The organism is Agarivorans sp. DSG3-1, assembly GCF_046774965.1.
In the GTDB taxonomy this organism is placed as follows: Bacteria; Pseudomonadota; Gammaproteobacteria; order Enterobacterales; family Celerinatantimonadaceae; genus Agarivorans.
On record NZ_CP177241.1, the window covers coordinates 1794766 to 1821698 of the forward strand.

At 43.9% G+C, this 26933-nt stretch carries 20 protein-coding genes; 12 read left to right on the forward strand and 8 right to left on the reverse strand.

Annotated features, from left to right (window positions below; all coding sequences use genetic code 11):
- Nucleotides 1–4: 4 nt before the first annotated feature.
- The 6 genes from ACLD71_RS08505 to ACLD71_RS08530 all read left to right on the forward strand — a co-directional run bounded on the left by ACLD71_RS08505 (nucleotide 5) and on the right by ACLD71_RS08530 (nucleotide 13191).
- On the forward strand, nucleotides 5–919 hold the full coding sequence (locus ACLD71_RS08505; protein ID WP_411994181.1) for a hypothetical protein: 915 nt from the start codon (nucleotides 5–7) through the stop codon (nucleotides 917–919).
- Nucleotides 919–3456 (forward strand): hypothetical protein, encoded by a 2538-nt coding sequence (locus ACLD71_RS08510; protein ID WP_411994183.1) that lies wholly within the window; start codon nucleotides 919–921, stop codon nucleotides 3454–3456. Before ACLD71_RS08505 ends, ACLD71_RS08510 begins: the two co-directional genes overlap by 1 nt.
- Nucleotides 3449–8623 (forward strand): contractile injection system tape measure protein, encoded by a 5175-nt coding sequence (locus tag ACLD71_RS08515; protein WP_411994185.1) that lies wholly within the window; start codon nucleotides 3449–3451, stop codon nucleotides 8621–8623. The genes ACLD71_RS08510 and ACLD71_RS08515 overlap by 8 nt, the downstream gene beginning before the upstream one ends.
- A 15-nt stretch (nucleotides 8624–8638) precedes the next feature.
- Complete coding sequence (locus ACLD71_RS08520) at nucleotides 8639–10033, forward strand: ATP-binding protein (protein ID WP_411994187.1); 1395 nt, start codon at nucleotides 8639–8641, stop codon at nucleotides 10031–10033.
- Nucleotides 10033–12573 (forward strand): hypothetical protein, encoded by a 2541-nt coding sequence (locus ACLD71_RS08525; protein WP_411994189.1) that lies wholly within the window; start codon nucleotides 10033–10035, stop codon nucleotides 12571–12573. The genes ACLD71_RS08520 and ACLD71_RS08525 overlap by 1 nt, the downstream gene beginning before the upstream one ends.
- Before the next feature lie 222 nt (nucleotides 12574–12795).
- On the forward strand, nucleotides 12796–13191 hold the full coding sequence (locus ACLD71_RS08530; protein WP_411994190.1) for a DUF4157 domain-containing protein: 396 nt from the start codon (nucleotides 12796–12798) through the stop codon (nucleotides 13189–13191).
- Nucleotides 13192–13263: 72 nt separating this feature from the next.
- Here ACLD71_RS08530 and ACLD71_RS08535 read toward each other — a convergent pair whose 3' ends face one another.
- Nucleotides 13264–13923, reverse strand: coding sequence for a response regulator transcription factor (locus tag ACLD71_RS08535; RefSeq protein WP_303553372.1), 660 nt, complete (start codon nucleotides 13921–13923; stop codon nucleotides 13264–13266).
- Between the two features lie 67 nt (nucleotides 13924–13990).
- Complete coding sequence (locus tag ACLD71_RS08540) at nucleotides 13991–14599, reverse strand: LysE family translocator (RefSeq protein ID WP_303515763.1); 609 nt, start codon at nucleotides 14597–14599, stop codon at nucleotides 13991–13993.
- A gap of 285 nt (nucleotides 14600–14884) precedes the next feature.
- Between ACLD71_RS08540 and ACLD71_RS08545 the strand changes: the two genes are divergently transcribed.
- Nucleotides 14885–15376 carry an ABZJ_00895 family protein gene (locus ACLD71_RS08545; RefSeq protein ID WP_137673844.1) on the forward strand — a complete coding sequence of 164 codons (492 nt, stop codon included), beginning with the start codon at nucleotides 14885–14887 and terminating at the stop codon, nucleotides 15374–15376.
- A gap of 14 nt (nucleotides 15377–15390) precedes the next feature.
- On the opposite strand, the gene ACLD71_RS08550 is transcribed toward ACLD71_RS08545, so the two are convergent.
- Both ACLD71_RS08550 and ACLD71_RS08555 read right to left on the reverse strand, forming a co-directional pair.
- The gene (locus tag ACLD71_RS08550) at nucleotides 15391–15783 is read right to left on the reverse strand and encodes a DUF5522 domain-containing protein (protein ID WP_411994193.1); all 393 of its coding nucleotides are present in this window, start codon (nucleotides 15781–15783) and stop codon (nucleotides 15391–15393) included.
- Between the two features lie 72 nt (nucleotides 15784–15855).
- Nucleotides 15856–16818, reverse strand: coding sequence for an alpha/beta fold hydrolase (locus ACLD71_RS08555; RefSeq protein ID WP_411994195.1), 963 nt, complete (start codon nucleotides 16816–16818; stop codon nucleotides 15856–15858).
- A gap of 96 nt (nucleotides 16819–16914) precedes the next feature.
- On the opposite strand from ACLD71_RS08555, the gene ACLD71_RS08560 reads away from it, so the two are divergent.
- The gene (locus ACLD71_RS08560; RefSeq protein ID WP_411994197.1) at nucleotides 16915–17931 is read left to right on the forward strand and encodes a GlxA family transcriptional regulator; all 1017 of its coding nucleotides are present in this window, start codon (nucleotides 16915–16917) and stop codon (nucleotides 17929–17931) included.
- Nucleotides 17932–17989: 58 nt separating this feature from the next.
- Here the strand turns inward: ACLD71_RS08560 and ACLD71_RS08565 are convergent, their stop codons facing one another.
- Entirely contained in the window at nucleotides 17990–18886 is an 897-nt protein-coding gene (locus tag ACLD71_RS08565) for a LysR family transcriptional regulator (protein ID WP_137673847.1), read from the reverse strand.
- A gap of 314 nt (nucleotides 18887–19200) precedes the next feature.
- Here ACLD71_RS08565 and ACLD71_RS08570 point away from each other — a divergent pair, with 314 nt between their 5' ends.
- Entirely contained in the window at nucleotides 19201–21222 is a 2022-nt protein-coding gene (locus ACLD71_RS08570) for a methyl-accepting chemotaxis protein (protein WP_161985164.1), read from the forward strand.
- Nucleotides 21223–21533: 311 nt separating this feature from the next.
- Here ACLD71_RS08570 and ACLD71_RS08575 read toward each other — a convergent pair whose 3' ends face one another.
- Together ACLD71_RS08575 and cutA are read right to left on the reverse strand one after the other, a co-directional pair.
- A complete protein-coding gene (locus tag ACLD71_RS08575; protein ID WP_411994200.1) occupies nucleotides 21534–23336 on the reverse strand; it encodes a protein-disulfide reductase DsbD in 1803 nt (600 codons plus the stop codon).
- Nucleotides 23312–23635 (reverse strand): divalent-cation tolerance protein CutA, encoded by a 324-nt coding sequence (gene cutA, locus ACLD71_RS08580; protein ID WP_235836223.1) that lies wholly within the window; start codon nucleotides 23633–23635, stop codon nucleotides 23312–23314. The genes ACLD71_RS08575 and cutA overlap by 25 nt, the downstream gene beginning before the upstream one ends.
- A gap of 189 nt (nucleotides 23636–23824) precedes the next feature.
- Between cutA and ACLD71_RS08585 the strand changes: the two genes are divergently transcribed.
- On the forward strand, nucleotides 23825–24307 hold the full coding sequence (locus ACLD71_RS08585; protein WP_137673850.1) for an FxsA family protein: 483 nt from the start codon (nucleotides 23825–23827) through the stop codon (nucleotides 24305–24307).
- 54 nt (nucleotides 24308–24361) lie between these two features.
- Here ACLD71_RS08585 and ACLD71_RS08590 read toward each other — a convergent pair whose 3' ends face one another.
- Nucleotides 24362–24544, reverse strand: a complete 183-nt coding sequence (locus ACLD71_RS08590; protein ID WP_137673851.1) for a hypothetical protein — start codon at nucleotides 24542–24544, stop codon at nucleotides 24362–24364.
- Between the two features lie 326 nt (nucleotides 24545–24870).
- On the opposite strand from ACLD71_RS08590, the gene ACLD71_RS08595 reads away from it, so the two are divergent.
- On the forward strand, nucleotides 24871–25161 hold the full coding sequence (locus ACLD71_RS08595; protein ID WP_137673852.1) for a co-chaperone GroES: 291 nt from the start codon (nucleotides 24871–24873) through the stop codon (nucleotides 25159–25161).
- A 52-nt stretch (nucleotides 25162–25213) separates the two neighbouring features.
- On the forward strand, nucleotides 25214–26872 hold the full coding sequence (gene groL / locus ACLD71_RS08600) for a chaperonin GroEL (protein ID WP_137673853.1): 1659 nt from the start codon (nucleotides 25214–25216) through the stop codon (nucleotides 26870–26872).
- Nucleotides 26873–26933 lie beyond the last annotated feature (61 nt).

The following is a 26933-nucleotide window of genomic DNA, read 5'->3' on the forward strand; positions in this document are numbered from 1 at the left end:
ATCTATGGCAAGACAAGATAGAAATACACTACGTCGCTATTTCCAAAACGGGGCTAAACCTAGTTCCGCACATTTTAACGATTTTATTGAATCGACCTTAAACATGCGTGATGAGGGATTCAGTAAGTCGCCGGATTTTGGCTTAGAGATATCCGCTCAATCCGAAGGAAAGGGCCTATTATCATTCTTTACTAATGCGACAGAGTCTACACCTAATTGGACCTTAAACTATCAGCTAGGTAATAGCTCTACCATGGCATTACGTGCTTATGATAATAGCACTCCACTGCTCGCGTTTGTTAACTATCAAGCCACCAATGCAGAGCCCGTGGGGCGCTTGGGAATAAACACTCATTCACCCAATGAAGCTCTAGATGTTAATGGTTTTGCACAAGCGAAAGGGTTTATTGGCAGTCTCCAAGGCGAGATCCCTGCAGATAGTCAATACCATGATATTACCGATGAGTTAGAGGGCTGTAACGGATTTGAAGTGATGGCTGGGGTTGGAGTGGCGCGTACCGGCATCTATGGATTAGTGCATGCCATTGCACTCAATACTTACTACCCACGAAAATGGTACGACAACTTAGTGGCCATTGTTTTCTTTCTTCCATATAGGGTGATACAACGGGTTATATTTGGTGTAAAGGATCCCCAATCTAACTTCTATCGTGGACGTCGCGGTATTAGCCAAACTGCCACTCGTTTCGATAAAGGAAGAATAAAACTACGTTGGTTGGCTCGCGGCGAAAAGTACGTTCTGCAAGCAAAAACGGCTTGTAATTGTGACCAAGAGTTAGTGCGCTTAACGGGTGACCAAGAGCACCAAGTTGTATTGCAGTATCACATCAAAAGTTTGTGGAAAGATAACAAGATGTTTGGCAGTAAGCGGCGTAAAGCCGTGGATGAATCTGCTTAATGGAGTACGGTAGTGGGGTCGCTTCTAGCCAAAAAATACTGCCTATTGAGCAGCAAACTGAGCTGCTTGACTATAAAGAACTCTATACGCAAGGTTTGGCCTTAGTTCAGCAGTTGTCAGGTGACAGCTGGACTGACTATAACGTTCATGATCCCGGTGTAACCTTACTTGAACATCTTTGTTTTGCCTTAAGCGATCTCAGTTATCGGGCGAGCTTTTCACCACAAAGCTACTTAAATGACAGTGGAGCAGAGCAGGACTATAACCAATACAATTTATTTGACCATGCAACCGTAAGCAAAATTCATCCAAATAATGGAAACGATTTACGCCAATTGTTGCTAAACGAAATTGACAGCCTTGAAGATGTATTGGTTGTAAGCCAAAACGACTCATCGTTAAACTACCTTAAGCTAACCCTGTATATCAGTATTCGGCCAGACCTTAGCAATAAGATTAGCGAAGCCTTAATAGAACAGACTCGCAGCCAAATACAAGTGCTATATGCAAAAAATCGTTGTCTTAATCAAGACTTAGATGCGATAGAAATCTGTGAAAACCAGTTTTATCAGTTAAGCGCAGTTGTTGAATTAATCAGTGAATTAAGCCCTGCGGAATTATTAGCTGAAATATACTTTCGCTGTTGTGGTGATTTAACGGAGCACGATAGCCAAAATGAAGATGGTAGCATCACCGTACCATTAAGTGATTTGTACCAAATAGTTGAAAGCATTCCCGGTGTCCTTACGAGTAGCGCATTAAGTTTAATCGACAAGCAAGGATCGCGTTGTAGCACCATGGAGCAACATAGTTTTAGTGAAACTGTTCGTATCCGTTTGCCGCAAACCGCTCAAGAAATAGCCATTAGCTTACATTACCAAGGTCGAGAGTTAAGTGTCGATTTCGAAGAATTCGCTTTATGTTATCAAGAGCGATTAACCAAATATCAAAGTGAGCAGAGGCTCATAGATAAGAAAGAAATACCGGCTAAAAAATTTAGCTGTAGTCACAAAAAATTGAATGAATACGTAAGCTTAAGTCAGTGGTTACCGGCTAATTTTCGTGTGGGAGTGAAAAGTTTTCCTCCTGCTAAAGATACCAAGGGGCGAGCTACAGCTTTGCAATTAAAGGGCTATTTAGCCTTATTTGAGTACGTATTAACGAGTAAGCTTAGCCTGCTAAATGACATTAAATACCTATTTGCACCGAATAACTTTAAGCAAACCCTTGCCTGCTTTGATAAAGATTTACTCAGGGACATAGACCATCTAGCGCCTTTACTAGATGACAAATATACTGATTTCGTAAAACAGCAGGCGGTCATTGGGCGAGTTAGCATTACTCAGCGTAGCCGTATATTGGACTACCTATTAGCTTTGTATGGTGAGCAGCTCAAGCCGCGCGTTGCATTTGATTATCTGTATTACCATACCGCGCAAGATGCTCCTTTATGCCACCTAAATATGCAGCGTCGAATGCTGCGCCATATCGTTAACGTAAATAAACATCGTTTAAAAGCTACCGATTTATGTGCAACCACATTAGGTGCAGGCCAGATTAGCGGGGTGCAATTAAAAGCCAGTTTGTTATTGGGTTTTGACTACCTTGGTCTTCGGTCATTAAGCTTTGGAGTGTTTAGAAACCACCTAGAGTTGATGCCTGCTAATGGCAATAGCGAACAAAGCGGGATTTATGATGAATCCCCTTCGTTAGCCAGCTACTGTTTGGGTAACCCCTTATCTGAAAACGTTGATTTAACGAACTTTAGTCCCTTGAATCAACACTCTAGCGAATCGGTTAGTTTTACTCAGTTTAATCACTATTTTGGCGCCCTAATAATAGATGGTCGACTACAAATCCCAGAGAGCGCAGTGGCGTTAATGTTAGGTGAGCAGGCTATTCTGGTGGGAGAGTGTCGGCGGGAAGACATTAAACCGTTTACCGATAACGAACGTGCAGCGGTCGATGAATTCCATCAATTCGAACAAGTGGCTAATCAGCATGTAGACTCAGCGTCAGAGCAAAGCCAGTTTGCAGTAGTATTTCATCATAAAACATGGCAAAAATATTACTTATTAGAAAGCTTTGCCGATTTAGTCACCGCGAAACAAGCCGCCAAGTGTTTGCGAAGCTATTTTGTGCAGCTGAGCTTACAAAGTGAGGGGCTACATGTTTTAGAGCACGAACTATTGGCTCGCAGCTTAAGCTCCCAAAAGCTAAGCCAACTAGAGCAGAGTTTGCTTGGTGCCCAAATATCTTTAGTGCTGCCTAACTGGACTGCACGAACTCAAGATCTTCATTTTTGTGAGTATGCGGAACAACAATTACGTGAGTTAGTACCTGCCCATATATACCCTCATATTTTATGGCTCGACATTGGCAAAATGTATCGCTTCGAGCAAGCCTATATTCACTGGCTGTTTGCCTATAGAAATGATGGCCCGAAAGCCGACGCTACTGCTAAGCGTGCAGCTGCCGTTATCAGTATTTTAAGCGAGTTTATCTCCGCCGATTGGCAGGGCGGAAGCCATGAATAAAACTGTTATTCAGCACGCTGTTTTTGCTACCCGGTTTAGTTCTGAGCATAATATTGCAGCTTGGGAGCTCAGTATGCAGCAATGTATTCAGCAGCAGTTGTTGCCGCAGCTAGATAGTTTGCTAACGCAGATGTTTAGCCAGGCAGATATTAGTATTGAGTGCTTAGAGGTGGATTTAGGCCGAGTAGAGGGCAACAATTACCAGCAAGCCTTACTTAGCGCGTTAAACCAAAATCTCCCTGAAGCACTAGCGCCTTTTATTCAAGCTGAGCAAGGGAGATTTAATCAAGCTCAGCTGCAGCTTGAACATCTTGAGCGAGATGTTAAGACCGCTCCTATAGCCGCTGACGTAAGCGAACTTTTGGTATGGTTTGGACAGCAAGTATGCGCGGGAAATAGTCATCAGCTAGCCTTACTAATCAGTGCCAAACAGACCATAAATAGCTTAGTAGCAGAGAATCCGCACCTCATTAGCCAATGCTTAGAAAAATTAACTCACGAGGCGTTAATTACCATTCTGCTTAAATTGGCGGCTAATTTAAGCGCAGCTAATTGGCAGGTATTGCTGAATGAGAACATTACGCTAAATAAGTTGGGTCATTCTCGTTATGCTCCCTTAGAAAAGTTATGGCAAGGCTTGCTTAAGTCATCACGCTACCAGCCATTTCAGCTCACCATACATTGGCAAGCAGCCTTAAGTGCATATGCTTTAAGTGGCAAACTCACAGCCATTTATCAACTTTTTAGCCAATTAGACGCTAACCTAAGCGCACTACCAAGCGACACCAGCGAATTGAGTAACTTTGTCACGCTGTGCCAACCATTTCAGCCCGCAGCCAGTTTTAGCTTGCACTATTGGCTTCAAGAATTGAGTGAAGCCTTTACAGGGTTAGACAGCCGCAAGCTGGGCCAGTTGTGGCAAGATATTTATCAAGTGCCTTATGAGCAGTTGTTGGTTTTTTTAAGTCAGTTAACACTTAAGCCTCAGCAGATCAGCTGTTTAGTTATAGCCTTAAGTGATGAGCAGTTATTAAGTTTAACCGCGGGTCATAATCACGAGCATAGCGCTTTAGTTAAAGCTTGCTTGCGGGGATTGGTTAGAGGTGAGGCGCAAGCAAGACCAAAGCTTGAGGCTGGCAAGCTTAGTGCAAGTAAAGTAGTTAACGGTAGGGCCAATAACGACGCTGTTAAAGGATTAAGTCGTGGCGATTTTTGGCAGTTAACCTTGAGCTATCAGTTAGTTGACCGCGGAAGTTTACATAATCAAACCAGTTACTTGCGTTATCTTGCCCAGCATCAGGCAAAAACTAAGCAATTAGATCTTCATCAAGTGATTCTCGATTTTGCTGAGATCATCGAACAGACCAGTAAGGACCCCCGTTTACTTAGCATTGTTCAAACTCTTAAAATTGAGGCTAAAGGGTTATTACCAAGTGCCAGTGATTACCAGACTCCTAACAATAACATTGAGCTTGCTCCTCAATTTAACTTGCTTTGCGATAACCTTGAGCAAGCTTTCCTGGGCGAGAGGGCTGTCACCCAAACAGCTGAACTAGAGCATTGGTTAAATCATGCCAATGAGGTACAAATTGCGCGTTTGTATTGGCGTTTGTCCAATGCTTTACAAGCAGGCTATAGCCTGTCGCTGTTGCCAGAGGGGCTAGCGCATAGCTTGTTTTCTCATTGTTTTAGCTATGCAGCTCAATTATCAGTATTACCTGATGAGACGATTAAACGGTGTTTACAGGAGTTGAGCCGAGCTAAACCGCCGATCTTACAGATAGCGCTTAATCGGCTATTACGTGGGGGGAAATCTGAGCTTCAATGGTTGAACTTTGCTCAATGTCCAGGTTTATCGACTCATGCGCTATTGGTTCAACGCTTTAATGACAAGCTCAATCCAGTATTGCAGTCGCTAGTTTTAACTTATAAGGGCAGCGCGAGTAAGGCTCAAACCATCGTGAAGCAAGTGGTTGGGTTAAGTGCCCAGCAGCAAGAATTGCTCGCATTACTCGCTCAACAAAGTAGTAACCATGTACGCCTATGCGAACGCGTTGTCGCAGCGCTTACCTATGATCAGTTAACCGACGTATTAGCCTTGTTTGGTGGCTGTATGTCAGAGCTTAATCATGCTGCGTTTAGCTCGTTGCTAAATCAGTGTGCTAAGGCTAATTTGGGAAGCTTGCTTAAATCTCCTCATACTCTTGAAACTACCAGCCGTGTTTATTTGTTATATCAGTCACTTAATCAGAGTAATTTGAGTTTCCTAGCGCTAAGGCATGGTTTTATCGAGTTGCTTAGCGCAATGTTGCCTTTGTCTGTTGCTCAGTTGTATGCGCAGTTCGGACATACTGCTGCACCTTTTGGCCAAATTATTTGCCCTAGCTTGTACAATTGGGGAAAAGAGCGGCGGGATGAAAAAGTTCCGATGTCACTTAGTGCTTTGCCAATGGATAGTTTTTCATTTGAGTTAACCGTAAAACAAAGCCAATCACTTGAACAATGGTGTAAAGCGTTAAGTATACAAGCACGATCCGAACTTCAAGTTGTACTAAGTAGTGTTAATCCTGAAGGGAGTTTATTGTTCAAGCTTGCAAGTCAGCTAAGCAACCCTCAGGTCGACTTATTAGTCTCTATTGTGGGCGGGGTGCAGCTCACGAGTTTTAGCCATAGCGCAAATGCATTGGTTGATGAACTGAGTTTTTTTGCGGGTAACGCGAATTACCTGCAGCAACTACGTAAAACCACTTTGTTGTATCTATTGTTCAATGACCAACCTAGATCCGTTCCTAGTGAGGCGCAATGCCAAGCTTTAATGTTAAGTGCTCTGTCTGCGGGTTTGGGTTTAAGGCCAGAACAATTAAGCGCTGATTTTAATGCGCTTAAGCATTGGGCAACGGCACGCTGCGATGCCGTTGCGTTGCTTACATTGATTAAAAATCGGCGTGCTGGCCCTTCTGTTCCGCGTTGGACTAAAGCAAACATTGTTGGCAGTACCGATTTGCTTGGCCCGATTAATCCGCTGGCCCCGCAGATTAATTTGGCTAAAAGCAGTCAAGTTAGTGCTCTACTGCCACTGCCAAGGTTAGGGTTAATCGATGGTATATTCACTCAACAATACTCAGCGTTACCGTTGGAATTAGTAAGTCGCTTAAGTGGGCGCTTTAATCTTTTAGCAAAACAAAGTTTTGGTGCTTATTGCCACTATGCCCGTTGGCGGAAACAGTTACTAAATCGCTATACGATTCCAAACTTACTTCAGTTGCTTAGTAGGGTGTATTGGCCACAGGATGAGCTTGAAACCATTCTTAAGTTGCCGTCACTGGCAAGCAATGGGGAATCAGCTTTACCTTGGCAAAAACTACTGGCTAGCCTTAATAGTGGTGCTTATTCTACTCCGCAGTTAATGGACGAGTTACTGCAAAACTTAAGCTTGAAAAAGTACAGTAATTGGCAAGCCGTAATTGAAGGCCTATACCAGCAGTGTGGGGTTAGTCGCCAGCAAGCATGGCGTAAAGCTGCTGGCATTAATGAAGCGCGAGTCACAAAGCCCAAAGCCTGTGTAATCTATAGTGAGTCACCGCACCAGTTACAGATCCAGCAACAACTTAGCAAAGCTTTTAGCGAAGCAATACAACAAGGTGAGTTAACGACTAAAGGTTTAGATGTTCTTGCGCTGCTCGACGAGAGTTCACCAATACTCGCTTATCAACAGATCCACCGCTTAGTGCGGTCTGCAAATCATATTCGAGACTTAGATAAACCAAATGTTCAGTTGGGCTTGTTGGCAATACTAAATAACGCAGGGTTAACAACCGCTAAGCAGCAACATTTGTTAGCGCGTGGTTTGGCTAATGAGTTAAGCCATCTAGAAATGGGGGCTATACAACAGGCTGTATTTGATATTTGTCCTAGTGATTCAGCCACCGACATCCATCGTTTAGAGAAAGTACCCAATCAGCTTAGGTCTATGCTAAAGCAGTTTGATAGAACGCCAATTGTGGCAATTGATACTGCTGAACCAATGTTAATAAGCTCGCTCCTGAAAACCCTTGAGAGTAGCCCCTCTCGATTTATCAAGGAATACCATCAAGCACTTAGCCAACCAGGATTTAAACAGCAATTTGCCAAAGCTTTAGAGTCTGCTGAGCACCTTGAACTGTTTTGTCAGGCAATGCCTTTATCGTTGCTGCCCAGTTTGTTAAGTGACATTACTTCGAGTGATGTAAATGTCGCGATGGCGTGTATTCAGCGCTTATCTTTTGTGCAAAATCACTTTGGGTGGATGTCGGTAAATTTAAGTGATGTGGTCGCTGTGCGTTGTTTAAGTCAGTACTTTTTAGTGGCTGGTTTTAGCTTTACTCTGCCGCGATTTATGGCCTGTTATTTAGCTGCATTGGCACAGTTAAGTCATCAAACTTACCTGCGAGTATCTGACTCACGGGCTGAGTTGGTCAAAGGTTTGCGGTTGGCCGAATATGTCTGCCAATCTAATCATAACGCTCCAGTTATCCCTTCTCATACCACAGCAGATATTGAACAAGCATTGTATGAGGTCGTGGAGCAACAATTGACTGCCGCGAGTACTGATAAAATTACCGATGTGGATGCCACCCTCATTCAGAGTGACCCGCTAGAACCTGTGGCCAAAAGCGAACCAGAACCGATACAACAAGCGGTGCTAAGCAATGCCGGTTTAGTGTTATTGGCCCCATTTATACCCATGTTGTTCGAGCGTTTGCATTTAGTGGAAAAGCAACAATTTGTTAGTCCGCTTAGCCAGCAATTGGCGGTAAATGTGCTGCAGCATCTGCTTGGTATTGACGACTATAGCGATACTGATTTGAGTTTAAATAAACTCATTTGCGGAATGGGGATTGCTTCTCCTGTCGTATGCTCTCCAGCCAGTGAGGAGCATAAACCCTTGCTAGAAAGTTTATTAAACGAAGCTGTTCGCCAATGGAGTGCATTAGGTAAAACCAGCGTAATGGGGTTGCGCGATAGTTTTTTGTTACGCAACGGAGTGTTGTCTCGCCAAGAGGAATTATGGCAGTTACAGGTAGAGGTTAAACCCTACGACATGCTGCTGGATAAACTGCCTTGGGGTTATGGCATGGTTAAATTCTCATGGATGAAATCTGCTATTCAGGTTAACTGGCATGATTAGCAAAAGGATAAGAGCTTGATTCAAATTCAACAAATTGCACAGCAATATTTAGCAACAGCGGAGCAATCTCAAGCGATTAGCCAATTAAACGCAGTGGTACTGGGTGCTGAGGTGGCATGGTTTACCGCCGTATTAGAAGCGCGAATGCTGCATTATTTTGAAAAGGATCACGCCTTGGATATTAGTGACTTAGCGGCGCCAGACTTAAGTGAAAGCCAATCCCTATATGCGCAATTTGTGTTGCAAAATCAGTTTAACCAGTGGCAGCGGTTGGCCTTGATATTGGCGATGCTGCCGCATATTAAACCTGAAGCTTTAGACTTGTTTTACATTAAAAATCAGCAGTTAGATAAGCGTTACCCTGAATTTGGCGGGTGGAATGGTAAATCTCATTCGGGTTTTTTACCTACAATAGAAACTTTTTTGTTTGTTGTTGCTGGTGGCGATCTAGTCCGTCGCTTTAGCGCATTAGCCGAATTTGATGACGAATCCCCTTTAGTAAAGTATCGCGTTATATCCCTTAATAGTGAGCACCAAGATGAGCCGTTTACTGCGGCAGCTTTGCGCTTAAGTGGCGAATACCTCACTGCTTTTACGACCGGGATGTTGCATAAACCGCATTATAGTAGTGCATTTCCCGCCAAGCGCTTAACTACACCCTTAGAGTGGCAAGATTTAGTATTACCTTCGCGCGTAATGGAAGAACTTAACCAATTGCTTAGTTGGATTAGCCATCAGCGGCAAATCATGCAAATGGATATAGCTAAAAATTTGAAGCCTGGATTTCGGGCTTTACTATACGGCCCTCCGGGTACCGGTAAATCACTCACTGCTGCCTTAGTGGGTAAGCATTGTGACATGGATGTATATCGAGTCGACTTGTCAGCTTTAGTATCAAAATACATTGGCGAAACCGAGAAAAACTTAGCGGGCGTATTTGACCAAGCGGAATCAAAAAATTGGATCCTCTTTTTTGATGAGGCCGATGCCTTATTTGGCGCACGTACCCAAACACAATCCTCTAATGATCGTCATGCGAACCAAGAAGTGGCTTATTTGCTGCAACGAATCGAGGATTTCCCAGGGGTGGTGATTCTAGCCTCCAACATTAAAGACAATATAGACATTGCTTTTATTCGTCGTTTTCAAGCGGCTATTTATTTCCCTATGCCGGACGCCAAACTACGTCAAACTCTTTGGCAAAACATGCTCGGCGAACAAAATTGCCAACAGCGCGAGTTTGACTTACCTGAGTTGGCCGATTCCTATCAACTGTCGGGAGGGGCGATGACCAACGTAGTTAGAAACAGCGCTTTACTGGCAATTAGGCAAGGACGAACCCAGTTATCTAGCGAAGATATACATGAAAGTGCGCAGCGAGAAATGCGTAAAGAAGGGAAATCTATTTAATGAATAAACTTAAAGTAATCACCTTTAGCGTGGTAATGGTTGGTTTATTTACCGGCTGCTACAGCTATAGTGCCTTAGCTGAACAAGCTTCAGAAAATGCTGCTACACCTGCCATTGCTGCACAGACTACACTCAGCGAGCCAGCAGGGATCGCTGGTGATGCCTCTAGTCAAGCAGATACGACTGTAACAGACAGTGCAGTGCCATTGGCAAAACAAAACAGGGATAATTCCGTCACTTTAACTATTACCGTTAGTAACAATAATGGTCAGCCAATACTAATAAACAAAGCGGAAGATGGTGAAACAGCAAATCAACCACCAAACAACAGTAAGTCTAGTGGCAACGCTAAAACAGAAAACCAAGGGGATGGTTCAACATTAGATAACTCTATCCTTATCGAATCTAGTGGCAATATTGCCAAGTTAACAGGTGATACCAACAGTGCTAGTGCTGTTGATACCAATAAGCTGAGCAGTATCAACGAGGTTGCCTCTTTAGATACCCAACAGCCGATACTAAGTTGTAAGAAGGCCACGGCTTCAGCTACTAAACTAAGTAAATGGCAAACTATGTTGATTCAAGTGGGCTTGTATTTGGAACACCATCGCTATTCTGATAACAAGCAAGCAAAACAAGACTTTAAATATTTAAGTGATGGTATTGGCGAAGGAGTCACTAAGAATTGGTTAGCTAGATACTGTGAACATTTGCCGGTAGAGCAACAGAGCGATGTGATTAATACGCTGTATCTGTCGGGATCGTTTCAAACATTATCAACACAGTGCCAAAAATTGCTAATGACTGATTACAAAGTATGGGGTGATAAAACATTTCAACAGTTTTTAGCTATGTGCATTTCTCCTTCACCCACTCAGCCCGACAATGTGAGTAGTGACTATTATCAGTTTGTTGCTTGTAAAGACGGTGAGCCACAAACCCACTGCATTGCCCCTGAAAACTACCCAGCATCAGCGCTAAGCACATTAGATGAACAAGACAATTATTTTGCTACTTTTGGCGGTTTAATCGCCCAGCTAAAAAGTGCTAATACGGACTTTAATGACCAACAATTAACCAGCTTACAGAGCCAAACAGGGCGAGACTTTCCCGCAGTGCTACCAGAGATTCCATTATTTTATTCTGATTGTGGTTGCGTGCACGAAGAGTATTTTGAAACTCACCGTTATGCTTATTTCCCCGCTAGCCGTTTACTTGTAGAACCCACAAAAGAAAAAGAAGTAGCCGATGACGCCTTAGTGCTACCACCAATTATCGATCTTCCCTACAGCGATATGTCACGCATTGCCTTCGACCGAGTGGTGATTGAGGAAGATGGTAGTGGCACGTTTAACGGGTGGCAAGAGATTAGTCGCAGCTTTATTCGTGAAGCGCATAGGCATAATACCGAAGTGGATGTATTACTTAACTTTAAGCAATGGCGCATGGCCAAGGCCACAACCCTGCAAAAACAAATGGATTCTGTGAAGCAGTATTGGCTAGAAAGCTCGAATACCACGTTGTGGGATAAATTGGTCAGTATTAGTAGCGATGTAGATGGTCTAAATATACTGTTCGAAGACCTATACCCGCATGTTCAGACCAGTGAATCATGGGGAAATCTTGCTGAGCAAGATGCTGAGGCCATTAACCAGTATATTAGTACGCTGTTAACGCTCACCCGTGCAAATACAGGTTTGGCTAAGAAGGTAGAACTAAGTCTAACTCTCGATTTAGCCGCTTGCCTCATTGACAGTGATTGCGTAGAAGGCTATTTGCCCCATTTTTGGAACACTCTTGATGTATGCCCTTCTATAGAGGCAGGTAGTGGCCAATTTGAGCGCTGCCCAAATGGAGATATTCCACTGAAATTTATTATGGTTACTGTATCGGGAAATGCCGCAGAAGACAGTAATCGCCTGTTCAACAGTTACGACAAAGCATTTCACGGACAAACTAAAGGCAATTTATTGATTAAAACACTTCCTGTAGTAAGCCCTGCTATATTGTATCAAGAGGAACTAAACTCAGACCCAAGCACTAAACCCTACAGCGCGCCATTTAAACAAGCGGTGTACTTTGGAAAGTATGTATTGGGAGGCAATGCGTACTGGCCTTTAGCCAAAGCGCATAGTAGTGAGATTCAAGCGCTTATTTATCAGTCTGTTCATGAAGATACCACTACACCATTTGCCCGCACATTGGTGTTAGAGGCGCAACAAAGTACCGGCGTAGATATTTGTAAGTATGTATGTACTGGCCGAGAAATTTATCGTCCAGCTTTTATGGTCTATTTGCTATTCATGGTGTTTATTACGGTGTTGCGCTCGGAGTCCTGCGTAATGTGTGGCGTGATAGAGCGTTACTTTAGTGTTTACATTGTCATGTGGTTAGTATTGGTGGCGATGTTTATTGCATGGTTAGGCTGTGATGAGTTATGGAATGAACTACAGCAAGAAGTTTTGTTTATCGGATTTGTGGGTTTAGCCTTACTGTGTGTATTGCAGTTAGTAAACAAACGAGAGGGGCCGTTACCTTAGGTTTTTAAGTGGAAAGTTAAAGCTGAAAATCGAACCGGACAGTTAATGCCCAATTAAGGAGATATAAGCATGGCTCAAAGTACCAAAGTATCAGTTGTTAGGCAAAGCGATGACTACCAAAGTTCAAGTTCTCAAAGGACTTTGGTTAATGATACGCGTAGTGGGTTGCGTCAGCTACAGCGAGTGCAATAAGCTGCTAATAACAGCCGAAATTCAAATAAATTGGCTCGGTTAAACCACCGCATTGCACCGGCATCAGGTATAGCGAGTCAAGCTATTCAAAAAGCCAATAAAACGGGTTTACCTGATAACTTAAAATCGGGCATGGAAAATTTATCAGGCATGAGTCTAGATAATGTAAAGGTACACTATAACTCGCCTAAACCTGCCGCTGTGCAAGCTCATGCGTATGCGCAAGGTAATGAAATTCATTTAGGGGCAGGCCAAGAGAAGCATCTACCTCACGAATTAGGCCATGTGGTACAGCAAGCGCAGGGTAGAGTCAATGCGACTACCAGCGTGGGTGGAATGGCAGTAAATGATAATCCTTCATTAGAGCATGAGGCTGATGTAATGGGGGCTAAAGCTTTGCAAATGCAAAGCAAACCTGAATGCTGATTGAGCTATCTAAAATCACTAGAGCGCTCAAGTTTCTTTAAGTTGAGCTTTTACTAAAGCCATTTTTATCCATTATATATCGTTATCTTCTGGGCTTGGCTCCAACTCCAATTGCTGCAGTGCAATTACCGCTTGGGTACGATTCTTAACGTTAAGTTTGCGGAAAATAGCCGTAACATGCGCCTTAATGGTTGCTTCAGACACACTGAGTTCGTAAGCAATTTGTTTGTTCAGCAAACCTTCGTTCAGCATGACTAATACTTTGTATTGCTGCGGCGTGAGGCTGGCTAAGCGCTCGGCGAGAGGGTCTTCTTCTACTTGGCTGGTAAAATCGATACCGGCTGGAAACCAATCGTCGCCTTCCATAATGTGTTGAATAGCGGCAACTAGCTGCTGCAATGGCGTTGATTTAGGAATAAACCCCGTCGCGCCCAATTGCTTGGCTTTTTGTACTACGCTGGTTTCTTCGCTGGCCGAAATCACCACAATAGGTAGCTCGGGGTATTGGCCATGTAAATGGGTAAATGCCGAGAAACCATTAGCACCAGGCATTTTTAAATCGAGTAGCAATAAGTCGGGGTCACGCTCTAGGTCTAAGAGCTTGAGTAGGTCGTTAACATTCTCAGCTTCTAGTAACTGAGCATCGGGAACTGCAGTTTGCACTGCTTGCTGAAGAGCACTACGAAACAAGGGGTGGTCATCAGCGATAATGATCTTGTAAGTATCTTCCATAGCGAGGGTTTTCTGCCTTTTTTTTGACCATAGCACCAAGCCCTCATGGATTCAATTTGCTTACTAATTAACTGTGAAGGCCGAGCAAAGTTCCCATGCCAAGCAGAGTTGATCCGCTAAAGCGATTTACCCATTGTTGATAGCGTTGCAGCTTAACTTGTACTCGATGATGCGAAAGAATTCGCACGATTACGTACCAAAGCAGGGCGGTTTCGAGCAGCAAGGCAGCGCCTAAAATCAGCTTTTCGCTAAGCAATGTATCGCTGCCAATAAACTGGCTAAATACGCTAACCACAAACACTAAAATTTTAGGATTGAGTAAGTTACAAGCAACGCCACTAAGCACAACTTTTTTAGCTCGTTTGGGTTGTGGCTCTCCGGCTAGTTCAATTAGCTCTGAGCGGCTAAATAAGGTTTTTAAACCAAGAAATACTAAAAAGCCAGCGCCGCTCCAACGCAAAATTTCGAACAGCAAGGGCGATTGTTTGATAAGGATAGACAGCCCACCAATAGCGAGGCTGATATGAATGCTAAAGCCTAGCAATACACCCATCACGCATAGTGCGGCTTGGCGTTTACCGCTACTAGCATTGCGCAATACCATCACCATATCTGGGCCAGGGCTTAACATGCCAAGAAGATTAATTAATAAAAGAGCGCTGAGGGCTTCTAACACGGGCCGTCCCTGAAACTGGAAGTCGAAAACTGGCGCTAGTGTAAGAAGCAACGCTGACTAGATAAATGGAATTATTGTTATTTAAAGCATTCCAAAATGGAATTTAATTTGTCTAAACGAGTTATTGTAGAAAATGTGAGCTGAGTTTTTGTAGCGCTGCTTAAGTTGATATGGGTTAATTTGTTTTTGGGTAGGCAGTGATAATTTTTGGCTAGTAGGTAAACTACGCCATGCAGTTATTGCTAAGGCAATCGATGTTTAGCTAAACAAAGTTAAGGGAAGAGCGTGCAAACAGCTGATGTATCAATTAACAAATATTTACTCTGGTTTTCGCTGGTGTATTTCGCCAGCTCCTTAGTATTTGGCATGGTGGTGTCTTATTTAGATTTAGAAACCAACAGCTTTTTAGGCCTTATTATTTTGATGCTGTCGGCTTTAATAACTGTTCAGCTGTTTGTAAACGATCATCGCCGGGTACTTACTCGGCGTGAACTGCGGTATTTAAGTTTTTGGTCTTGGTTAGCGTCGGTGCTTATTTCTGTGATCGAGTTGCTGGCGGTGTTTGCTTATTCTTTCTACGAGATTTACGGCATGATTGCTTGGTTAGATGTGCAAGCAGAGCTGTCGGCTTTATTATTTGAACTGTCTATCGACTTACATGCTCTTTATGCGATTATTGCAGTGGTATTGTTAGTATTTTGGGGCTTAACACGTTTAGCTTATGGCTTTGCTAATAAAGCATTTACTAAGCAATTAGCCAGAACAAATCCACTTTAGGCTTCAGTTTTGGTTTAACTTGGGTAGGGGCAATGTCTACAGTCATTGCCGCAGCATGTGCCGCGCTTAAGGTGATACCAGGCACTAAACACCATAAAGCCATTCTCTGTTGTGTAATCTAGATGTTCTTGAAGTTTGCTTGATGCCTCGCCTATAGGGCGATAGCGCGCTGCTTGTTCTAACATTTCGGCATGTGGTGTACTGGCAATTAACCGTTCTAGTTTAACCGCCAGTTTTTTAGATAAACAGCCTTGGCAGAAACAAGCATCGCCGGTTAAACCCAGCGTAACCGGCAATATTGTGGGCATTTTCATACACCAGCATTGTGCATTTGCGGTGCAGGCTAGTGATTCCCCGCAGCCCGGGCAGATAGACGAAGAAGGTGCAGTTGATACAGGTTTATTCATGGTGGCCTAATTAGGCGATACTCAATAGTCGCCAGCATAAACAATTTCGCTACTTCCGCCTATGTTTCCCTGTTAAACCTCACCCTCTATTTTTCGTTGGTTTACCAAGAACTGCACCGTTTGTTCAATTACCTGTGGGTCTTTAAGGATCTTAAAATGGCCTAAACCTTGGGTCTGGTAGTGGTTAGCGGCTGTCCAGCGCTGCTCAATCTGCTTGAATTGTTGTTGAGCCACTTCTTGGTCTTGATCATCACTGATCAACAAACCTTTGGTGGTTTGTGGCACCAAACGCTCTACGGTAAATAACTGCCAAGGGTCTTCGCCTGCCAACAAGTTCTGCATTTTTTCGCCCACTTGTTGTTGAAACGAGGTTTTAAGCCCACGACTTAAGTTAAGTAGCTTGGCGTAGGTATTAAACATTTCTTGAACGCTTAAGTGTGGCGCTAGCATCACAATATTGTTGGTGGTAAACCCTCGCTGCTGAGCGGTGGTAGTAGCCATCGCCCCAAAGGAGTGAGCTAATACGCAGTGCACTGGGACATATTGCTGGGCTATCGCGCTGAGGCTGTCGCTAAAATTAAGCAAGTGGCTATGTTTGTCTGAATGCATGCCATGACCAGGGGCGTCAAATGTTGCGACTTGGTATCCAGCCTCCATCAATGGTTTTACAAAATGACGAAATTGAATCCCACTGCCACTCCAGCCGTGTAAACATACCACCAAAGGCCCACTTCCCCATAGGTGTAGAGCCACTTTATGTTGGTTTACATCAATAGAGTGCACTTGCTCGGCACTTTGCCAAAACTGCTGAGCCTTGGGGCTAGGTTTACGTTTAAACACTCTAAACCACAAATTGGCGAGTTGAGCTCCCGCCCAACGTTGATGGCAATACCCCGCCAAGTTAAATAACAAACCTGCTGCTTGGTAACTCAGTGGCACCACACGTTTGTGGCGCTTACCTGCAAGGGCATGATTAATATCGGTACTCGCTTTGCTATTAATCGATGTTGGTTCTTGAGAGATGGGCTGATTCATTTTATGGCTCCATGCGACTGAGTGGCTAGTATGCCGATTGCTAGAACACAAAATAAGTGTCATATTTGCCAATCTAATGGTGAAATCGGACATGAGATGAAAGCCGCAATTTTATTAATGGATAACTGTTTTGGTACAGGTATTAACGGTATTTTAGACGCCCTAATTGCCGCCAACTACAGCTTAATCAAGTCTGGTGCGCAGCCTTTATTTGAGTGGGAGTTAGTGTCTTTAGACGGTAATAGTGTGCGACCCACCAATGGTTTACGCATTGATGCCGATTGTGATTTAGCCAGTTTTGTCGAGCGTGGCGATAAACCCGATATTTGGATTATTCCTGGTATTTATCAGTCGGCCAGTAACTTTGGTAAAGTGCAGGCGGCAATGCAAAAAAGTGAAGTAATGGTACCGGTACTGCAACAACACATGGCCGAGGACAAGATGATTGTGTGCATGTGCACCGGAGCGTTTTTACTGGCCCAAGCGAATTTACTGGGAAAGAACCCAGCACTAATGCATTGGCGTAACGAACATCATTTTCGTCAAGCTTTCCCTACGCTCACCATTGATAGTCAAAACACCATTGCTGAGTATCACAATTTGTTGTGCTCAATTGGCGGCAGCATGGCTTATGAGTACCTAGTGTTGCGTTTAATTGGCCGTTTTGCGGGACATCAAACGGCAATTAACACTGCTAAGTTATTGATGATGGACTTAAACGCGCCGCCTGCAGCGCCTTATCGGGCGACTCACTTCAAACCTGAACACCAAGATGCGTTAGTGCAACAGGCGCAATTGTATTTGCAACGCAATAGTAGCGAAGAACTGAACATGGTGGGTTTAGCCGAGGAACTGAATATTAGTGACCGCCAGCTAAAGCGCCGTTTTGCCGCTGCCTTAGCTTGTTCACCACTACAGTACTTGCAACAGGTGAGGGTGAATCAAGCCTGTAATTTGTTAGAGGCAACTCAGCTGCCGAGTAGCAAAATTGTACTAGAAGTGGGCTACAAAGACGAAAGTAGCTTCCGCCGATTATTTAAAAAGCAGATGGCAATGACCATGGAAACCTATCGCCAGCAATTTGGCATTATGGCTCACGGTATCTCAGCGTAAGAACTGTTGCTTTATTAGGCCTTCAATTTGTTCAGGTGAGCGCTTACTTACATCTTGTTTAAGTCATTGCTTGGTGTATCTGCTGCCTAAACCAAGAGTGCGCTGGATCGTGATGATTACGGTGATGCCAAATTAGCGAGTACTCAAAATTTTCTACAGTAAAAGGTAAATCAACGATTGCCAGTGGTCGCTGTTTTACTAACTGCTGGGCAATCTTTGCTGGCAAAGTAAGAATAAAACGCGTTTCGCTAAGTATTTGAACGGTCGCTGGATAAGACGATGCACGAAACTGTATTTGTCGCTGAAACCCTTGTTGCTGTAAGTACCGGTCAATGTGGCTATTTTTATCTGCACCGGTGGTAATAATGGCATGGGGATAGCGACAATAATCAGCGACACTGGGCGTGTTAAGGGCTAAATAGGGATGCTGTTGGTGCATTAAACACACTAAACGGTCGGTGCCTAAGGTAGTGGCATGTAACTCGGTACTGTCTTTAGGCGGTAGTGTCATGCCTAAATCTACTTCACCGCTGTGCAGTAGCCGATTGGTGGTGTGATCCCAGTTGCACAATTCTATATTAAGCTGCGGCGCTTGCTCATAGATTAAGCCTAGCACCTTAGGTAGTAAGTGTTCACTAACGTAGTCGGAGGTGGCAATGGTAAAGGTGCGCTGGCAGAGGCTGGGCTCAAAGACCTGTTGATGTAACAGATTTTCTACTGAATCCAACAGGGGAGCGACTTGGGCTTTTAGCGCTAAGCCTTTAGGTGTGGCTTGTAATTGGCCCTGCACACGTACTAACAATGGGTCGCCAAACACTTCGCGTAATTTAGCTAAATGCTTGCTCATGGCTGATTGGCTTAAATGCATTTTTTCAGCTGCGCGAGTTACGCTTTGCTCTTGCAGCAGGTAATACAAAGCGCTGAGTAAATTTAGGTTTATCTTACCAAGTTGCATGGGGTGTTCCTGTTATGAAGTGTTTAGCTTACTCGGGCTGGTGTTTTGTGTATAGCGGCAAATAGTTTGATTCACTATTTGTTGATATTATTGATTTTATTGTCAGCGTGTTGTTTTGCTACAGCTCTTTGTTGAGCTATATCACTCTTTTATTTTGTAACAAGATGTTAACGTTCACACAAACTTAGATTAGCTCTCGAAAACGTGATTACATAATTGCTGATCTGGAAAACATAATAAGTGGTGATGTGCCATCCAGTTAACATGTAAGCGCTTACATATGGATGTGGCAAATTTTTAAAAGTGAGATAGAGATGCTAATACACAAAAAGTTGTCAATTACTCAATTGATTCTCGCAACATTTTCGCTGCTATGTGTCGTATTGTTAGGTTTAGGCTTAGTGGCTTGGAAGCAAATGCAGCAAGCCGAAAATACCATGGGTGAAGTGATTACCCAAGCGTTCCCATTAATGGAGCATACCAGCAATTTAGACCGAAGCTTAACCGCGGTTGAACGGGTACTGAATAATGCGATTCAAGAGCGCGATGAGCAACAAGTTAATCAACTCATTGAGCAATATCGTCAGCGTGTGGCTGACTACAAGGTGGCTGAAGACGTGCTGGTTAACTGGTTAGCTGAAAACGGCGTAGAGAGCGAGAGCTTCACTTTAGTGCAAGAGCAAAATGAGCTGTTGTTTGAAGATAGCGAAAGCTTATTGGAACTGCACCAGGATGTTATTTCTAGCGGTACTTCTTTGTCAGAGCGCACCGCAACTTTCCAAGGTATTTCACTTCGTATTAACTTATTGTTAGGCCAACTGTTTGATGAAACCGATCCTAATATGACCAGAGTGTTATTGGATGCGGTAAGCACCGATTTATCGGCCATGCAATTGGCCACCATTAACGTATTAAATTCAACTAACCCGCGAGAAGTGGGTAAATTGATGACCAGCAACCGCGAAACTAAAACTTACGTAGAAGAAGATTTTGGTGACTTGATTGTGGAAAAAGAGCTGTCAGGTGACTCTCAAGGCGAGCATGAGTTGGTAACGCAAGTTCCATGGTTATTGAATGAAGTGACTGCCTTTGGTGGTTTGTTAGGGCAATACCAGCAGTATTTGATTAAGCAAAACCAGTTAATGAAGCTTAAAGGCTCAATTACAGAGCAATTAGAGGCCGTTAATGCCAACCTTAGCCAGCTAATTACCGAGAGCCAAAGCGCCACAGAGAAGCAGATTGAAGGTGCGTCGGGCAGTATTTCTACCTTGATTAGCAGCGGTGCAGTGGTCATTCCCTTAACGGTATTGTTTTGTTTAGCCATGGGATTAACTATTCAACAATTGATTAGGGCTCCATTGAAGCAATTGATCGAAACCTTGAAGCACTTAGCGGCCGGCGATTTAAGCCAACGCTGCCAATACCAAAGTGGCAACGAGTTTGGCATGTTGAGTTCACAGCTTAACCAAGTGATTGAGCAACAGCGGGACACTGTGACCGGTTTGCGCAATAAGAGTGAGGCTCTAGGCCAAGCTTCTACGGTTAACCGCCAGCACGGCAACGATATGTTGAAGCAACTGGATGAACAACGCAGCCAGTGTATTACCGTGTCGGCCGCCATGACTGAAATGGAGCAGGCGATTCAAGATGTGGCTCGACGCGCCGAATCAGCCGCCCAAGGGATGCGAGAAATTAGTGATAGTACCCAAGATGGTGTGCGTTTAACTGAAGAAGCTTTAGAGAACAACCAAGCCTTAGCGGACAATATTGCGAGTTCGACCGATAGAGTTAAACACGTAAATGAAAGCAGCAACGCCATTTTTGGTATTTTAGAAGTGATTGAAGGGATTACTCAGCAAACTAACTTGTTAGCACTTAACGCAGCCATTGAAGCGGCTCGCGCCGGTGAACAAGGTCGTGGCTTTGCTGTGGTAGCAGATGAAGTTAGACAACTAGCGCAGCGCACCGCGTCGTCTACCACTGAGATTCAAACCATGATTGGTGGGTTACAGCAAGATACCTCACTGGCAGTGAAAGAGATTGAGCAGTGTAATCAGAGTATGGAGCTGAATGCCAACAACGTGAACAGCATTAACCAGCAGATCCGTGACATTAACACTCACATTGAGCGACTGTCGCTGCTTAATGAAGAAATTAGTGTAGCCACTAATCAGCAGCAAACAACCAGTGAAGATGTGTCGTGCAGTATGGAAACCATTTCTAGTGCGGCGCAGCAAAACTTAACCGTAGTTACTGAACTAAATCGCCTGAGTGATGATTTAGAATCGGTGGCTAAAGAACAAGTTGATTTGGTACAGGGCTTTAAGGTCGCTTAAGTATCGACGGTACTAAAGAAAAAACCACCTTAGGGTGGTTTTTTCTTGGCCAATACTGGTTATAGTTCGCCTTATAAGGCCGCCAGTAGGTGAAACACTTACTGTATCTTTGCTAAGGCATTAGACCTTACTGAAAGCGAGAGCTGAACCACCACCACTATATTTAGCGCCACGCTAAAATTGTTAACTACGACTCCATTTTAGGGTTTAGTAATTAACAGGCTAATAGTGCTAGCGAACGAAATTATTGAGTAGAGCCTTAAACCATAACAGCACTGAATAAAAAGCCACCCTAAGGTGGCTTTTTATAACTATAAACCGTTGAGTATTAAATGGGCTTTAAAGGCTTCGGCGTTCATAAAGCCGGTGACTCTGGCTTGATTTAGTTCTTCGCCTGCGTGGTTAAACAACAATATGGTGGGCAAACCTAAGACTTCATAATGGCCGAGTAATTTTATTGCTGTGGCATTGGTTTTCGTCACATCGGCTTGAATCAGTACCATGTTGTCAAACTTTGCAGCCACTTGTGGCGCATGAAAGATTTCATTTTCAAAGGCTTTACAGGCGGTACACCAATCGGCGTAAAAATCGACCAACGCGGGTTTACCTTGCGCTGCGGCTAACGCTAACTGCTGCTGCATTTCTTCCAAGTTTGCTACTTGAATAAACTCGCCTTGTTTAATGGCTTGAGGAGCCGACAACCAAGGTTGAGCGGCCCACAGCAAGGCTACAATCATTATTGCCGACAAGATAAGCTGACGGGTAGTTTGCCAAGCACTTAATACGGTTAAGCGGTTCTGATGATAGTAGTAAGCGCTAGCGCCAATGACTAATACCGCCCATAAAGCGTGAACCGCCGAAGCCGGAATAAACCGCTCTAGCAGTAATACCGCTACCGCTAATAACATCACGCCAAAAAATGTTTTAACGTGGTTCATCCATGCGCCAGCTTTAGGCAGTAAGCGGCCGCTACTTGCGCCAAGTATTAGCAGCGGTAAGCCCATGCCTAAACTCAAGCTATATAAAGTGAGCGCGCCCAAGCCAATGTCGCCACTTTGGGCCACATAAATGAGAACGCCAGACAACGGTGCTGCTGTACAAGGCGAGGCCACCAAGCCTGAAATCATCCCCATAATTGCAGCACCAGTGAGCGAGCCGGCCTGTTGCTTATTGCTTAAGTTGTTTAGCTTCTGTTGTAAGTTGCTAGGAAGCTGTAGGTTGAAAACGCCAAACATTGATAGTGCCAACACTACAAACAGTATGGCTAAACTGCCTAAGATAACAGGGTGTTGTAAGGCTGCTTGAAATTGCAATCCGGCGCTGGCTACTACTAAGCCTAAAGCCGTAAAAGTCACCGCCATGCCTTGCACATAAGCTAAAGATAATGCAAACGCGCGTTTGCTACTCAGTTGCTTGCCCGCGCCGGCAATAATTCCAGTAAGAATGGGGTACATAGGAAATACGCAAGGTGTAAAGGCCAGGCCAATTCCCAATACAAAAAACAACAAAGTATTTAGCCAAATACTGCTATTGGTTAAACGCTCGGCCAGTACCCATTGTTGGCTAATAGGCACTGATTCAGTGCTAGCTGATTGCGCTGGGCTGTTGTTGTCGGCCTCGCTAATCGAGTTCGCTGAGTCAGAAGGGGCTGAACCGCTTTGCGAAAGAAATACCGATTTGGTTTCTGGTGGGTAACATAAGCCTGCTTCAGCACAACCTTGGTAAGTCACGGTAATATCGCTGGCGTTATTAAGCTCACTTAAGGGCAGTGAAAAGGACACATCTTGTGGGTAAATCATCACTTCACCAAAATAGGCGTCGTTATATAGTTTACCTTGTGGTAAGCGAGAGCTTAAATCTAGAGATTGTCCGTCGGCCTCAACAATAAATTGCGCCTGATAGAGATAATACTCTTCAGCCACCTGCCAGCTTAAGTGCAGGGCTTTGTCTTGTTCTACAAAATTAAAGGCGAAGGCGCTGTCTACCGGCAAAAAATCATGAGCGTTGGTCGACGGGCCAGTATTTAAGCCCGGTAGCTGATCTAGCAAGTTGTTGGCATGGGCGGGTAGGCTCAAGCAGAGCGCTAATACTACTGTAAAGAATCGTTTAGCCATTTGAGGTAATCACTCGCTCCTTGTTCAATCGGTAGTGCAATGTATTCAGGGCAATCATAAGGGTGCTCTTTTCTTAAAAAACACTGCAATGGATTTATACACCGTAAATTGGTTTTAATTTGCAGTTGTACTTCTTGGCTAGACTCAATTTTGTCTTGCCACCGATAGACAGACCTGAGTTGCGGTAAAATGTTAACACAAGCGGCTAACTTTTTTTCTACCACTTGCTGGGCAAAGTCTTGCGCTGAGTCTTGATCTGGGAACGTGGTGAGAACCAAATAGCAGGCCGTGTCCATCATCAACTCCTTTTTTAAGGCTTTATTAAAGTGTAGAAACCTTAGCGTTAAGTGCTTAAGCTATTTACTAACAGCAGGGTTAACCGCTGCTTTATTGAACACAAACCTTTAAATTTGCCCCATTAGCCCCCATATTTTACTCTTAAGGTGAAGCGCTGGTTAAGCTTCTCCATGACTTAGAGGAACTACGCCTTGTTTTTATATGTATTTTTGTTGTTTGCTGGCCTGTCGTACGCCGAGATTTATGTACTGATTCAGGTGGGCAGCCAAATGGGAGCCTTAAGTGCCATCGCTCTCACTATTCTTACCGCATTGGTGGGTGCGTCATTAGTTCGTAGCCAAGGATTACAAACCGCTTTTCAAGCGCGTTCGGCGATGGAGCGAGGAGAAACACCTGCTCAACAAATGATTGAAGGGCTAATGTTGATTATTGCTGGCGCTATGCTGGTAATGCCAGGTTTTATTACGGATACTTTTGGTTTACTTATTTTACTGCCGCCGCTACGGGCTTTTTTGGCGTCGCGAGTATTAAAATCTCAAGCGCTTAAGATGCAGTCGATGCGTTTTCAAACGCCAGGAGGCGGCAATGTGAAAGATGCTAATCCGCCAAGCGGTAAAGTGGGTGAGAAACCCGGCAGCACCATTGAAGGCGAGTTTGAAAGAAAAGATGACTAAAACAAAAAAGAAGGGCAAGCCCTTCTTTTTTTATATCTGTCTAAAGCTTATTGCTTAGTGTTTGGTGGTCACGATGCGTGGATTCAAACCTTTGCTAGTAGACAAAAATGAATCAAACTCATCGGAACGCAGATGCTCTTCGGCTTCTTTAACGCTACCCTGGAAAGACAAATAAACAGTTTTCTCTTTTGAGAGAAACCCGCTTAAACGCTCAAATGCAATGTAAAGTTGCTGCATGCTAAGTGCTCCCGCTATTACGCTAAATTCAACCAACGATTTGTTATCTGTTTGTTATTCAAATGTTGGTATAACTGTCTAGTATGACCAGTAGCTGTGATCCTGCTCAAATTTTTATTCGGGTTCAAGTGTTTTTTGTAAAATTTGTTGCTGAAAATGTTTTCATTTTGATATTCGCTAAGTTTTTGCGATAAAAAACCAAAAAAATTTCTGCTTTACCCCTTGTATGCGCTTTGAACGCCCCCATCTTATTTTCAACAGAAAGCTTTGTAGCCTTGGCTGCATTTTACAAACAAACATGAATGTTTTTTAAAGGAGAGATAGCAATGAACATCCGTCCGTTGCATGACCGCGTTATCATCAAACGTAAAGATCAAGAAAGTAAGTCTGCTGGTGGCATTGTGCTAACTGGTTCAGCGGCTGAAAAATCGACGCGTGGCGAAGTTGTTGCCGTAGGTAAAGGTCGTATGCTTGATAACGGTGAAATCCAAGCCTTAGATGTAAAAGTTGGTGACACTGTAGTATTTAACGAAGGTTACGGCGTTAAATCTGAAAAAGTTGATGGCGAAGAAGTGCTAATCATGTCTGAGTCAGACATTCTAGCAATTGTAGAATAATCTCCCTTTTTTCTGGTTAAGAAAAAGCTGAACGAATATTAGGAAATGTATCATGGCAGCTAAAGACGTATTATTTGGAAACGATTCACGCAGCAAAATGTTGGCTGGTGTAAACGTACTTGCAGACGCAGTAAAAGTTACTCTGGGCCCTAAAGGCCGTAACGTAGTATTAGACAAATCTTTTGGCGCACCAACCATCACTAAAGATGGTGTATCTGTTGCTAAAGAAATTGAACTTGAAGACAAGTTTGAAAACATGGGCGCACAAATGGTGAAAGAAGTTGCTTCTCAAGCCAACGATGCTGCTGGTGACGGAACGACTACTGCAACAGTACTTGCTCAATCTATTGTTAACGAAGGCCTTAAAGCAGTAGCTGCTGGCATGAACCCAATGGATCTAAAGCGCGGAATCGACAAAGCGGTAATCGCTGCAGTTGAAGAGCTTAAAGGTTTATCTGCTCCTTGTGCCGACACTAAAGCGATTGCTCAAGTAGGTACTATCTCTGCTAACTCTGATGTCACTGTTGGTAACATCATTGCAGAAGCAATGGAAAAAGTAGGTAAAGAAGGCGTAATTACGGTTGAAGAAGGCCAAGCGCTAACAGATGAATTAGACGTGGTTGAAGGTATGCAGTTTGACCGTGGCTACCTATCTCCTTACTTCATCAACAACCAAGAGAACGGTACTGTTGAGCTAGACAGCCCATTCATTCTGTTGGCTGACAAGAAAATCTCTAACATCCGCGAGCTACTTCCATTATTGGAAGCACTAGCAAAAGCGGGTAAGCCACTGCTTATTATTGCTGAAGACGTTGAAGGCGAAGCCCTAGCGACATTGGTTGTAAACAACATGCGCGGTATTGTTAAAGTATCTGCGGTTAAAGCCCCTGGTTTTGGTGACCGTCGTAAAGCTATGCTTCAAGACATCGCTATTCTAACTAACGGTACTGTGATTTCTGAAGAAGTTGGCCTAGAGCTAGAAAAAGCGACTTTAGAAGACCTTGGTACTGCCAAGCGTGTCGTTATCTCTAAAGACAACACCACTATCATTGATGGTGTTGGTGAAGAAGCGGCGATTCAAGGTCGTGTAAATCAAATTCGTCAACAAATCGAAGATACGTCTTCTGATTACGACAAAGAAAAACTTCAAGAGCGCGTAGCTAAATTAGCTGGCGGTGTAGCGGTAATTAAAGTTGGTGCTGCTACTGAAGTTGAAATGAAAGAGAAAAAAGACCGCGTAGAAGATGCACTACATGCAACTCGCGCAGCGGTTGAAGAAGGCGTAGTGGCTGGTGGTGGTGTTGCTCTAGTGCGCGCCGCAGCTAAAGTAGCTGGCCTTGAAGGCGACAACGAAGACCAAAACGTAGGTATTCGTGTAGCACTTCGCGCAATGGAATCTCCTCTTCGTCAAATCGTGACTAACGCTGGTGACGAAGCATCTGTTGTTGCTAACAAAGTTAAAGAAGGCGAAGCTAACTACGGTTACAACGCTGGCACAGGCGTATACGGCGACATGCTAGAGATGGGTATTCTTGACCCAACTAAAGTAACTCGTTCTGCTCTTCAGTTTGCTGGTTCAGTAGCTGGTTTAATGATCACTACCGAGTGTATGATCACTGACAAGCCTGAAGACAAAGCAGCTGGTGGCGCTCCTGATATGGGCGGCATGGGCGGCATGGGCGGTATGGGTGGCATGGGCGGCATGATGTAATCATCGCTCCAGTTATTCATAGAAACTCATAAAGTTTCTTGAAGCCGGTAAAGCTAAGCTT